We start from the raw sequence: 11,688 nt of genomic DNA, 5'->3' as shown, positions 1-11,688 counted from the left end.
TCGCACCTCGATACAAGGAAAGGATAGATTACCAAATGGTCACATGTCAACCGCGCCTGATCTCCGCATCGGCAAGCACGAGAAGGCAAATGGGGCCATCCCGAAACATCTTTCGATGGGCGGCGCTCATGCTTCTAACGGACCAGGCGGGCGAAATTGCAAGCCCGATCGGCAATGCTGAATGGGGGGCCACCATTCGGCGCCAGGTGCCCCGGCGTGACTCATCTCCAATCGCGAGTCGCGTTGTGTTTGAGTTCTCCATCCATATAAAATTGGGCATCCACACGACAAGCGTCATGTGAATGCCCAACTAATCACTTGTATATATAAGATTATGCGCCGGGCGGTACGAAATGAATGCCGGCCAGCGGGGTGAAATAGTTCATGCGTCCGTTGAGCTTAGAGAACTTCCACACCCCGTCACGGCGCTCATACTCACTCGTGTAGACCGCAGCGATAAGAATCGACTGATTACCTTCGACGAGATTTCCAAGGCAAAGGACGTCGCCAATACCATTTACCTTGTCCGCGCTCACAAATTCCAAGCGCAGATTGGTTCCATAATGAATAAAGTCGTGCCACCTTGGCCAGACTACGTTATTGACCAAATCGAGGGCGCCTTCCGGGCCCTTGTAGGTGCCGATTCCCTCAACGGTCCACTCTGCATCATCCCACCAAATAGAAGCGAGACGGCCCTCTTGGCGCTTGTCTACGCCAATGAGCTGGTCAGAGTAGAGGTCCTGAATCGCGGCCCGGCTTGCAAGTCTGTCTAGATCACTCATTTTGTATCTCCCAGTTGAATATAATCCCGTAATCTTAGCAGGATCGAGGGCATCAAGGATTTAGGCCGCAGAAGACCAGCCGCCATCGATGAACAGTTCCGTTCCAGTAACGTATTTAGCTTCGTCTGACAGAAGATATAGCGCCCCATAAGCGATATCGTTCGGCTCGCCAAGATCGCCCATCGGGGTCTGCGCTTTCTGCCATTCACCCTGCTCGGGCGTGACGTTCGCCTGGATCGGCGTCTTTATGCCACCGGGAACGATGGTGTTCACCCGCACCCCTTGCCCGACATATTCCAGCGCAGCCACCTTGGTCATCGCGCGTACCGCAGACTTGGTCGCCGCATAGCTGATCAAGCCAGGCGCACAGATGACGCTGACGAGCGAACTGATGTTTAGGATCGCACCATTTCCCGACTTCGCAATTTCCGGCGCAACGATCTTCAAACCCAGGAAAAGCGCAGTCTGGTTGACCGCGATCATCTTGCTCCAGCCTTCGAGCGTCTCGTCCTGGATCATCGCGCCGTGGATGATGCCCGCGGTGTTGGAAAGCGTCGTGAGCTTCCCAAAGGCCCCAACCGCCGCCTCGACAGCCCCCGCCCAGCTCGCAGCATCGGTGATATCCAGCCGCACGATAGGGCCTCGCCCCCGCTTTCCTGAATCTCGGCCACGACCTTGTTGCCCATTTCGACATTCAGATCGGCGACGACGACCTTGGCGCCCTCCTTGGCAAAAAGCCGAGCCTGCGCTGCACCCAGGCCGCTCGCCGCGCCCGTTACGAGCGCGACTTTTCCTGCCATTCTGTTGCTCATCCTGTGCCTCCTAAATAGCTTGAGCGCGCAATTCAGACCCGCGTCGCTGAGGGTTCTTTTTTCCGATGCACAACAACTGGGCCGATCACCGGACCTTGATCCAAGCACAATTACCAGTTGGTAGTCAAGCTGGATTCTGAGGAACCGGACCGAAAAGTGAGACTAAATGTCCAAGTCCCCTGGCCCGCTAATGCTGCCCCTTTGCGCGCGGCACGCAGCCGCGCGCTTTCACTTTCTAATGCTGTGTTTTCACAAATAATATCAATGAGTTCAAACACCCACGGACCAGCCTCCGTCAATCGGCAGATCCACGCCAGTAATATATTTGGCTCTGTTGCAAAGATTGGCGGCAGTCAGAGGTAGGCTGTCGCTCTGCGCCGATCAGGCGGCTGCTGCGAAATGGTGGTTGAGCATGCCCATGGCCTCCGTCAGCGCCGAGGGCCCAATGCCAAAAGCTCTCTCCACAAGGCGCACCTCGCCCCTGATGCCGGGCTGCAGGCACCAGGGGCGAGCCTGTCCTTTGCGCAGGGCTCGCATGACTTCGAATCCCTTGATCGTGGCATAGGCCGTGGGGATCGATTTGAAACCGCGCACCGGCTTGATCAGTATCTTGAGCTTTCCGTGATCGGCCTCGATCACGTTATTGAGATACTTCACCTGCCGGTGGGCCGTCTCCCGGTCCAGCTTTCCTTCGCGCTTCAATTCGGTGATCGCTGCACCATAGCTCGGCGCTTTGTCGGTATTGAGCGTGGCAGGCTTTTCCCAGTGCTTCAGGCCTCGCAGGGCCTTGCCCAGGAACCGCTTCGCTGCCTTGGCGCTGCGGGTCGGCGACAGGTAGAAATCGATCGTGTCGCCCCGCTTGTCGACTGCCCGGTACAGGTAGGTCCACTTGCCCCGCACCTTGACGTAGGTTTCATCCAGGCGCCAGCTCGGATCAAAGCCACGCCGCCAGAACCAGCGCAGCCGCTTCTCCATCTCCGGGGCGTAGCACTGGACCCAGCGATAGATCGTCGTATGGTCGACCGAAATGCCGCGTTCCGCCAGCATTTCCTCAAGGTCGCGATAGCTGATCGGATAGCGACAATACCAGCGCACCGCCCACAGGATCACATCACCCTGGAAATGGCGCCACTTGAAATCCGTCATCGTTCCGTCCGTCCAATCTCCGCCAAGCATGCTCAAGCTTCACGATTTTTGCAACAGAGCCCTCGCGGACTTGAACCGGCTCGCCGCCCCGGATCAGATCGCGCGCGAGGAAGCCGACGCCAGGCTCGATCGCGCTGACTTCGTAGACGCTCATGACGGAGGTGCGCAGCGCGCGCATGTAGATCTTGTTGGGGCCGCCCTCGTTCCATCCGCGGCGCTTGAGGTACTCGTCCACGAGGTTGCGACCATCCGGCTCGAAGACGCGGGTCGCCAGATCCTCGAACGCACAGCCCCACAGGGTCATGGCCCAGTGCTCGCCGATGATGTCGGGCAATTCGTCGGAATCAATGTCGAACTGCGTCAGTGCCGTCCCCAGATGATCGTCGAGCGCATCGTGCAGATCGTCGGCCCATTCGGGCCGTGTCGCGAACTTCATCAGCCCGGTCAGGTCATGGCCGCGTTTCATGCCGGTAGCTCCATGGTCTGCCGGTGCGCGGCGACGATGCGCGAAACGGTCGGTTCGCTGACATGGTAGAGCCGCGCCATTTCGGCGCCTGACTTTCGCCCGGAGATGACGGACTCCGCGATCTCGCTCCGTTGCTTGTCGCCGAGCTTGCGTCGGCGCCCGCCAATGCGCCCCTCGGCCCGCGCCTGGGCGAGACCGGCGCTGGTGCGCTCGCGGATCATCGCGCGTTCGAACTCGGCGAAGCTCCCCACCATCTGCATCATCATGCGGCCTGCGGCCGTCGTGGTGTCGATCGCCTCGGTCAACGAACGGAAACCTGCGCCTGCCGTCTCGATCCGTTCCATGATGTGCAGCAGGTCCTTGAGGCTGCGCGACAGCCGGTCCAGTTTCCACACGACAACGACGTCATCGTCCCGCAGCTGCCCGATCATCTCCAGCAGCTTCGGCCGGTCCCAGCGCCCGCCACTGGCGGTCTCCTCGAACACCCGCTTGCAACCAACCGCGTCGAGCGCCCGGCGCTGTGCAGCATTCGACTGCTCGTCGCCTTTCGACACGCGGGCATAGCCGATCAGATAGGGTACCCTGGTCAAATCCCGCCTTTCATAAACGGCCGTATCCGGAGGCCAGTGCGGCATGAACGGATTCCTGCGGCCTCTTGTCTTTCACAATCCTCTTTCAGAATCATGCCGAAAGGCAAGTGGTTTTTGGAGGTTCAAAGATGCCCGGACGGATTCCGATGACGACGCGGCAGCGCGCTGCCCTGCTGATGTTGCCCGACGACGAGGCGGCGATCGTGAAGCACTATAGTCTGTCAGGTGAGGACATGACCGCGATCGACACCGCGCGCACGCCCGCCACCCGACTCGGCTACGCCCTGCAGCTTTGTTGCCTGCGCTACCCGGGCCGGCATCTGCGCCACGGGGAACTGCTGCCTGCGGTCATGCTCGACCATATTGCCGAGCAGGTCGGGGTGGATGCAAAGGTCATAGCTGATTTCGCCAGACGCACGCCCACGCGCTACGATCAGCTCGCCGCGATCAAGACGCGCTTCGGCTTCAGCGATCTGAGCCGCCCGCACCGCGTGGAATTGCGGACATGGCTGACAAACGAGGCGGCGAGCATCATCGACGGACGCGCGCTGCTCGGCCGGCTTCTGGATGAGATGCGCGCGCGTCGGATCGTGATCCCGGGTGTCAGCGTCGTGGAGCGCATGGCGGCCGAGGCGATACATCAGGCGGAAACGGATCTCGTGGCCGCGATCGATGGCGGCCTTGGCCATGAGATGCGTCAGCAACTCGACGCGCTGATCGATGACAAGGTGCATGACCGGCAGAGCCGTCTGTCCTGGCTGCGCGAGCCAGAACCGCGTGTCGCATCCGCTTCGCTTTTGGAAATCGTCGAAAAGATCACGCTGATTCGTGGGACGGGCATATCGGCTTTCTCCCCTGATGTTCGCCACGAACCGCGCCTGGGGCAATTCGCCCGGGAGGGTGTGCGCTACACGGCACAGGCTTTCCAGCAAATGCGCCCGGCCCGCAGGCGGGTCGTGCTGCTCGCGACGCTGCGCGAGCTGGAGGCGACACTGACCGATGCGGCGATCGATATGTTCATTGCGCTCGTGGGGCGGGCCCATCTGCGCGCCCGCAAACGGCTCGAACAGCGCGTGGCCGTTTCCGGCCGCGAGGGCCGCGAACGGATGTTACGCATCGCCAGGGTTCTGGAAGCGATCAGCCAGGCGGCCCGGGCTGGCGGCGATGTCGCCGCGGCGGTCGATGCCGTGGCATCCCTCGACATCATCGACGCCGACGCCGCTATCATCCGACGTACCGCCTCACCGCACCGGAACGAGGTTCTGGACGAGATCGCGGCGGAATATCGCGCCTTCAAGCGGATGGGGCCGTCGTTCGTGCGCGCTTTTGATTTCCAGGGCCGGGCCGGAATGCAGCCGTTGCGCGATGCGATGGCGATCCTCGCCGATCTCGACGGAGACTGGCGCAGGGCGTTGCCCGATGACGTGCCGCTTGGCCATGTCGAGCACCGCTGGCGTCGGCATGTCATGACCGCAGGCGGGATCGATCGCACCCATTGGGAGATGGCGACTTACAGCGCGCTTTCCAATGCTTTGGCATCCGGTGGTATCTGGGTGCCGACCGCGCGCGTCCATCGCGCGCTCAGTGTGCTGCTTGCCCCACCGGCCAGCCCCGTACCGAAGCCCGCTTTCTCGCTCGGCGATCCGCACGCCTGGCTCGACGAGAGGGCGGCAAGGCTTGATAGCGCCCTGCGCGAGGTCGCCCGCGATCTGGACAAACGCGATCCCCCCCTTTTTGCCGGCGAGCGGCTGCGGTTTCCGAAAGACCCCAAAGAAGACCCTGGTCAGGATGAAGGGCGGCAACTTGCGCTCACCTGCTACGGCATGGTGCCTGCCACCCGTATCACGGATGTGCTGTCGCAGGTTCAACGATGGACCGGCTTCATCCAGCATTTCGGCCATGTCTCGACCGGTCTGCCTCCCGCCGACGAACGCGCCTTTCTTGCCACCTTGATCGCGGAGGCGACCAACCTTGGTCTGTCGCGCATGGCCGAAGTTTGCGGTGTCGCCTCGCGTCGCGCACTGTTGCGTATGCAGACGTGGCATATGCGCGAGGAAACGTTTCGCGCCGCGCTCGCCAGCCTGACCGACGCTATCCATGCCGAACCGCTCGCCGCCTGGTTTGGTTCGGGGCATCGCGCATCGGCCGATGGGCAGGCTTATTATCTCGGCGGTGCCGGCGAAGCCGGAGGAACGGTCAACGCACATTACGGTCGCGACCCCGTGGTCAAGATCTACACCACCATCACCGATCGATACGTGTAGGCGATTGCAAAGATACTGGCCTCTGCTCGCAAACAGCGCGGATTTCTGCTCAGATTTGCTGACAGCAGGTGGGCCATGCTGCTCACGCTATGCGACAATGTGCTCGCCATCATCCGCGCCTGCTCGCAAACGGAGAAGGCCTGTTCTCGCTTTCTGCCAATAGCGAGGAGTGCCGGTGAGCGGTCTGGCAGCGATCGTTCCCGCCGGGTTTGCCGTAAGCATCAGCGCTCCCACTTCCTCAGGCTAGCAACGGATTGATCGTATAATGCCTGGAGCGAGCCGACCTGATTGTCTCGGAAGTGAATCGTCAGCACGAGATTGTCATACGGCAGATTGGCCGTGCAGAGCCCCGGCCGCGAGCCTCCGCCCATGGCGGAGCAACTCGCCAGCGATGGAGGACGCTTCTGACCTGCTTCGGCTGGCAACTGGTATGTCCAGAAAACACCATCACTTACCTTGCGCAGTGTTCGGCCGCGCCATGAAAGCGGGCGACTTGCGCAGACAGTCGAGTTGACAAGCGCCTCTGTTCCCGCTGCGCGGGCACACATCCGCTTCTTGCTTGCCACGCCCACCAAGTTTCGCTCCGGCAAGCTTGCGCTCGGATTTAGGTAGAACGAGAACCCGTCGCTGGGATCGAGCGCTGGTAGAAAGAACGGCTTATCATTGTCGGATATGTCGTTGGCTCTCGGGATGTCGAAGACTCGTCCCTCCAACCTCCTCTCGGCCGAGGCCGAGCACGCGCTGAGCAAGCTGACGATCGATAAAGAAGCTGCGGTAAGATGCCTGTTCATGCCGGCAGGCTATGAGAGAAGCGCAACGTCCACAATCGGTGGCACAGACGACATGCGTTGCGTCCGCGTGCGGGAGATACCAAGGCGAGGACAGCCAGTATCATATCGGCACACCGGCTTCGCGGAGCCGCTCGGTCAGGTCGCGGGTGTGTTCGGCGTCCAGCGTTCCGGCGAGGAACGCGCGTATGTCGGACGGCCGGGTGTTGAGCTGGCTGGCGAGCGCGCCCGCATCGTAACCGTTGCGCGTCAGCGTGGGTTCGAGGTCGTCAATCGCCCGCGACAGCACCTGCTCGACGATCTCGGCCGTGACGGGCTTGGCAGCGAAGCGGAAGCCCTGCTCGAAGGCGAGTGTCAGGTGCATCTCGATCTGGAGCGGGGTGCGCAGGCGCTCGGCGATGAGGTCGATCGCGTCCTCGTTCATCAAGTCGGCAACCTTGACCCCCTCGGCCGCACAGGCGCCGAGCAGCCAGGCAACATAGTCGCGGCGTTCGGCGCCGATGCCCTCATAGTCGAAGGTGGTCGTGCGGTAGCCGATCTCTTCCATTTGCGGGCGGCGCAGGTCGTTGCGTAGCCGAGGATGGCCGACCAGAAGGACCGACAGCAGCACGCCGGCATCAGCCACCACCTCCATCAACCGCTTGAGGCCGGTCAGCGTCTTGTGGTGCAGGTCATGCGCCTCGTCGACCACCAGTACGACCGGGCGCTTGCCCTTGCGCATGATGTCGCGCAGGTCGCGCTCGCGGCGCTCGGCCTGCTTGGGAATCTTCACCTGGGCACGGTCACCGGGCGAGAGATCGTAGAACAGCGCCTCGATCAGCGAGGGCAACGAGGTGCGGCGCTTGTCGACCGCAAGCGACTTGGCGACGGCGACCTTGCCCGCCCGGGCCAGCTCGTCCTCGATGCGGCGCAGCAGGTGCGTCTTGCCCGATCCGACCAGGCCGGAGACGACGATCAACCTGCCGGTCTGCACGGCCGCACAGACCTCGCGCACGAGGTTGCGCTGATGCTCTGTCTCGAAGTTGCCGACGCCTTGGAACGGGCGGGCGAGCCCGTAGCTGGATTGAACGTCGGCGAGCATCAGCTTGTCCCCCGTCTTGACTGGAACCGCTCTCGGATGCGGTCAGCGATGATGGTCTTGTCGAGCGTTTCGCCCAGCAGCGCGTCGATGAAGGCGCGGTCTGCCTCAGGCAGCGAGCCGAGCGGTCGCCGGAGCTGGTCGACGATGGCGTGGCGCGCCGCGAGCCCGGTCGGGTATGCCGTCTCGACCGCCGGCTCCGGAAAAGGTGTTTGCCGCACCGCGAGCCCTGCGGTGGAGGGCGGCAGCGACGGCAGCGGCCGGTCGCCGCCCGTCACGGTCGCGCGGGGCAGCCCCAGCTGGTCAGCGAGCCGGACCACCTTGTCGAGCCGCTCCTCGGCGCGGCTCTTCTGATACTTGCGATAGCGGTAGAGCGGCACGGCGCCGCGCGACGGCTCGTAAGGGCCATGCCGCTTGCCGTCATGCTCCACGAAGAGCTGCTGGTCGAACAGCCCCCAGAGCAGCGTCACCGTCTCGCCGGCGAGCTCGGGCTCGACCTCGTAGGAAGCGCCCTCAACCGAGACGGTCGCGTCGCCCGCAACGGTGCGCCGCTCGGGCTCACGAGCGAAGGCGCAGAACCGCTCCCATGAACACATGGCCCGCACGCCATCGCCGGGCAGGTGCCGCAGCCAGTGCTCGATCCGCGCGTGTGGCTCGGAACGATGGTCGCCGTTGTTGTAGGTGACCAGCGCACGCCGCATCCACAGATTGGCTTCCGCCTCGTCCTTGGGTTTGTGGAAGTGGTACAACGTCTCGTGCACCTCCTTCACCGTGCGGAACGGCCGCTCGACCTTGCCCTTGGCGCGGGCCGCGGTGTGCCGGTCGTCGGCCTTCGGCGGCAGATGGGTGAGGACGCGCACGCCGAGGCTGCCCATCACCGACTGGAACACGCGCGACCGGCTGACCGGGCCGTTGTCCATGTAGATCGTGACCGGCAGGCCCTGGAACGGCAGTTCGGGCTCAGGCTTGGCGGCGAAGGCGTTGAATAGAAAGCGCAGCGCGGACTCGGCATCCTCGCCATAGACGCTGCGATATTCCTGGTAGACCACGCCCGAGCAGTCATCGACGGCCGAGAACAGCATCAGCGTGGGTTTGCCGCGACCCTGCTCGATCCAGAGCGGCGCCTCGACCTGCTTGAGGTCGGACGGGCTCATGTCGAAGTGCCACAGCTCGTTGGATCGCCGCGCCTGAAAACGAACGGCTGCGTGGGGGCGGGTCACGCGGGCATAGTCCAGCCCTGATGAGCGGAGCAGCCGGTCGATGGTCGCCCGCTTCAGCAGGCCGGGTGCTACCTTGACCAGGCCCTCCGGCGTCTCGACGCCATCGGTTTCCAGGAACTCGATGGCGCGGGCGGTCGAAACGTGCCGGCCCTTCTTGTTGGTGGTCCTGATCTTCAGTGCGGCGACGATCTCGGCGTAGCGCTCCATCTCGGCCTGCGGGGCAACCCGCGTCGCACCATGGTCGGACCGGCGCACCGACTTGGGGCGGTTCAGCTCGCGCAACGCCCGGTAAAGGGTCCAGATGGAGATGCCATAGGCCTCGGCCGCACGGGCGATGATCTCGGTGCGACCGGGGTCGCGTGGGGGCAACAGCGACAACCGTCGGCGAAGATCGATCAGCGCCTCTCCAGGCGGTCGCTTCGCCCGGTCAGCCATGGGCTGTTGCAGCCTCCTTGATCGATGCACCGCTGCCGCGCTTGCCTGCATAGCGATAGAGGGTCGCGACCGACACGCCCATGCGCTTGGCGATGTCGCGCACCGGCAACGTGCCCTCCTTCATCATCGCCCGTGCCGCGGCGACGTCGCTCGGGCGCATTGCCGATGGGCGGCCACCCTTGCGACCCTGCCGGCGCGCCTCCACTAGCCCCGCGGTAGTTCGCTCGCGGATCAGGGCACGCTCGAACTGCGCGATGGCGCCGAACACGTGAAAGGTGAGCATGCCACCCGGCGTTGTCGTGTCGATGCTCTCGGTCAGCGACACCAGCCCGATCTTCTCGCGCTCCAGATCCTCGGCCGTGGCGATCAACTTCTTGAGCGAGCGGGCGAGGCGGTCGAGCTTCCAAACAACCAGCGTGTCGCCTGCGCGCAGCACGTCTTCCAGAATGCGCGCCAGTTCGGGCCGGTCATCGCGCGCGCCCGACGCCTTTTCGGTGAACACCCGCTCGCAGCCGGCCCGCCGCAGCGCATCGAGCTGGAGCTCGGGGTTCTGGTCGCTGGTGCTGACCCTGGCATAGCCGACCCGCATGAGCGTCTGATCTTCTCCAAACTCGTGCGGGGCATACCGTTTTGCGACGCGGGTTTCCAGAACAGTTTTGACAAAGTGCGGCCCGCAGATTTACGTTGCCGGCCCAGCAAGGCGATCGGCTCGTCAGAAACGGTCGTTTTGCAGAACCGCTGAGGAGCCGGGTTCATGCAGGTGCTCGATACGGTTGGCTGGGTCGGTGATGGCGACGACACCGACTTCTTCCTCGCAATCGAGCGCACCTTCGATCTGCGCCTGCGCTCGAACCTGCCTTGGACAACGTTCGGCGAGGTGCGTGACCATGTCGTCGCGCATGTCGCAGCCTACAGCGGGGGCGGCACGACATGCGCCACGCAGATGACGTTCTACAGGCTTCGACGCGCGCTCGGGCTTGGCCGGCACGTCGGGCCGGATGCGCCGTTGGCGCCGCTGATCGGTGGGAAGCTGCGCCAAGCGTTCAGCGACCTGGAAGCCGATACCGACCTCAAGATGCCGGCGACGCGAGCCGGATGGCTTGGGATTGTCAGTGGTCTCTGCTTCGCTGTCGCGGTCGCGATCCTCGCCTTCACGACGCTGGCACCTCCCCTTCGCATCTTCGCTGCTGGAGCGAGCGCCTACGCGGGGCTATGGTTACGGCACCTCGACCGCCGGCGATTACCTCGGAGGTGCGACACTATCGGCGATCTCGCCCGACTGGTCACGGAGCAGAACCGTGGCAGGCTTGCCCGCGACGGCGCGCGCCTCACCGCCCCCGAGATTTGGCGGATCATCCAGCAACTGGCCGCCGAGGAGAGCGGGATCGACCCCGATCTGATTGGGTCGGAAACGACCTTCTTCCGAGCCAAAGTGCGAGCAGCCTGATCAATGGCTTACTGGATTGCATAGATTGATGCCGAGACACGGGACATTGCGTGGCGTCGGACTGACGGCTTTGGGTGCCGTTGTCGTCGCAGGCTCTTTCGTCGCTCTCGGATTGCGACCGGATGGGATCGCCAGCTACTATCGCGATACGCTGACTCCGGCAGGGTTTGCCATTTGGTTCTGCGGCTTCGTAGCCGCCACACTCGCTCCACCCGCCATAGCTGTACTCTGCTGGTTTGGCGCCATGCGGTTCCGCTACGGGTGGCTTCTCCACATCCTGCTTGTTCCTGCCACCTACGCCGCTGTGCGAGGATCAATCGCGCTCATGCTCGCGGTAGCAAGTGAGCCGGACAGCGATGGCCCAACGAGATGGGCTACCGATCCAGCAGTGATGCTGATGGTGGTTTGCCCCATCGTGTACTTTCTGATCTTGGGTTCCACAAAGCTGCGTGAGCATCGCGCATCAGCAAATGACTGCTAATCTCGACTTTGTAGTTGGCAGATACCATGAGCGGCCCTTTGCCGTTTGCGAGCAGACGCGGATGATGGCGAGCACATTGTCGGATAGCGTGAGCAGCATAGTCGGCTCGTTGTCAGGTAATCTGGGCAGGAAAAGGCGCTGTTTGCGAGCAGAAGCTGCTACGGTTGCAAGCGCCTACA

The 11,688-nt window shown here is 63.1% G+C and carries 11 protein-coding genes and 1 pseudogene; 3 read left to right on the top strand and 9 right to left on the bottom strand.

Features of this window, described 5'->3' with window-relative positions; translation table 11 throughout:
• Positions 1–332: 332 nt before the first annotated feature.
• The 5 genes and pseudogenes from linA to V474_RS24100 all read right to left on the bottom strand — a co-directional run bounded on the left by linA (position 333) and on the right by V474_RS24100 (position 3,841).
• Positions 333–782 (bottom strand): hexachlorocyclohexane dehydrochlorinase, encoded by a 450-nt coding sequence (gene linA, locus V474_RS24120; protein WP_059153713.1) that lies wholly within the window; start codon positions 780–782, stop codon positions 333–335.
• A 60-nt stretch (positions 783–842) separates the two neighbouring features.
• Positions 843–1,582 (bottom strand): annotated as a pseudogene (locus V474_RS24115) (SDR family NAD(P)-dependent oxidoreductase).
• A gap of 393 nt (positions 1,583–1,975) precedes the next feature.
• Entirely contained in the window at positions 1,976–2,740 is a 765-nt protein-coding gene (locus tag V474_RS24110) for an IS6-like element IS6100 family transposase (protein ID WP_001389365.1), read from the bottom strand.
• Entirely contained in the window at positions 2,706–3,206 is a 501-nt protein-coding gene (locus tag V474_RS24105) for a hypothetical protein (protein WP_236711429.1), read from the bottom strand. Before V474_RS24105 ends, V474_RS24110 begins: the two co-directional genes overlap by 35 nt.
• On the bottom strand, positions 3,203–3,841 hold the full coding sequence (locus V474_RS24100) for a recombinase family protein (RefSeq protein ID WP_059153711.1): 639 nt from the start codon (positions 3,839–3,841) through the stop codon (positions 3,203–3,205). Before V474_RS24100 ends, V474_RS24105 begins: the two co-directional genes overlap by 4 nt.
• A gap of 83 nt (positions 3,842–3,924) precedes the next feature.
• Between V474_RS24100 and V474_RS24095 the strand changes: the two genes are divergently transcribed.
• Positions 3,925–6,060, top strand: a complete 2,136-nt coding sequence (locus V474_RS24095) for a Tn3 family transposase (protein WP_236711428.1) — start codon at positions 3,925–3,927, stop codon at positions 6,058–6,060.
• Between the two features lie 221 nt (positions 6,061–6,281).
• Here the strand turns inward: V474_RS24095 and V474_RS25925 are convergent, their stop codons facing one another.
• From V474_RS25925 to V474_RS24080, 4 genes are all read right to left on the bottom strand, one after another.
• Positions 6,282–6,851: a hypothetical protein gene (locus V474_RS25925; RefSeq protein ID WP_062121710.1), complete on the bottom strand. Its 570-nt coding sequence runs from the start codon at positions 6,849–6,851 to the stop codon at positions 6,282–6,284.
• Positions 6,852–6,951: 100 nt separating this feature from the next.
• On the bottom strand, positions 6,952–7,929 hold the full coding sequence (locus V474_RS24090; RefSeq protein WP_007685991.1) for an ExeA family protein: 978 nt from the start codon (positions 7,927–7,929) through the stop codon (positions 6,952–6,954).
• A complete protein-coding gene (locus tag V474_RS24085; RefSeq protein ID WP_007685992.1) occupies positions 7,929–9,581 on the bottom strand; it encodes an IS481 family transposase in 1,653 nt (550 codons plus the stop codon). Before V474_RS24085 ends, V474_RS24090 begins: the two co-directional genes overlap by 1 nt.
• Positions 9,574–10,170 (bottom strand): recombinase family protein, encoded by a 597-nt coding sequence (locus V474_RS24080; protein WP_007685993.1) that lies wholly within the window; start codon positions 10,168–10,170, stop codon positions 9,574–9,576. Before V474_RS24080 ends, V474_RS24085 begins: the two co-directional genes overlap by 8 nt.
• Before the next feature lie 165 nt (positions 10,171–10,335).
• On the opposite strand from V474_RS24080, the gene V474_RS24075 reads away from it, so the two are divergent.
• Together V474_RS24075 and V474_RS26750 are read left to right on the top strand one after the other, a co-directional pair.
• Positions 10,336–11,028 (top strand): hypothetical protein, encoded by a 693-nt coding sequence (locus V474_RS24075; protein WP_007685994.1) that lies wholly within the window; start codon positions 10,336–10,338, stop codon positions 11,026–11,028.
• Positions 11,029–11,477: 449 nt separating this feature from the next.
• The coding region (locus tag V474_RS26750; RefSeq protein ID WP_216628565.1) for a hypothetical protein at positions 11,478–11,688 on the top strand (211 nt) is incomplete at its 3' end.

The organism is Novosphingobium barchaimii LL02, assembly GCF_001046635.1.
Lineage (GTDB): Bacteria > Pseudomonadota > Alphaproteobacteria > Sphingomonadales > Sphingomonadaceae > Novosphingobium > Novosphingobium barchaimii.
Note: the sequence above shows the minus strand (reverse complement) of the source record. Positions and strands in the feature narration are given on the sequence as shown.

What these genes read in the sequence shown, in the direction of transcription:
- V474_RS24085 (WP_007685992.1), bottom strand. Translation starts at nt 9,581, where the DNA reads ATGGCTGACCGGGCGAAGCGACCGCCTGGAGAGGCGCTGATCGATCTT.
- V474_RS24095 (WP_236711428.1), top strand. Translation starts at nt 3,925, where the DNA reads ATGCCCGGACGGATTCCGATGACGACGCGGCAGCGCGCTGCCCTGCTG.
- V474_RS24080 (WP_007685993.1), bottom strand. Translation starts at nt 10,170, where the DNA reads ATGCGGGTCGGCTATGCCAGGGTCAGCACCAGCGACCAGAACCCCGAG.
- V474_RS24110 (WP_001389365.1), bottom strand. Translation starts at nt 2,740, where the DNA reads ATGACGGATTTCAAGTGGCGCCATTTCCAGGGTGATGTGATCCTGTGG.
- V474_RS24090 (WP_007685991.1), bottom strand. Translation starts at nt 7,929, where the DNA reads ATGCTCGCCGACGTTCAATCCAGCTACGGGCTCGCCCGCCCGTTCCAA.
- V474_RS24075 (WP_007685994.1), top strand. Translation starts at nt 10,336, where the DNA reads ATGCAGGTGCTCGATACGGTTGGCTGGGTCGGTGATGGCGACGACACC.
- V474_RS24100 (WP_059153711.1), bottom strand. Translation starts at nt 3,841, where the DNA reads ATGCCGCACTGGCCTCCGGATACGGCCGTTTATGAAAGGCGGGATTTG.
- linA (WP_059153713.1), bottom strand. Translation starts at nt 782, where the DNA reads ATGAGTGATCTAGACAGACTTGCAAGCCGGGCCGCGATTCAGGACCTC.
- V474_RS24105 (WP_236711429.1), bottom strand. Translation starts at nt 3,206, where the DNA reads ATGAAACGCGGCCATGACCTGACCGGGCTGATGAAGTTCGCGACACGG.
- V474_RS25925 (WP_062121710.1), bottom strand. Translation starts at nt 6,851, where the DNA reads ATGAACAGGCATCTTACCGCAGCTTCTTTATCGATCGTCAGCTTGCTC.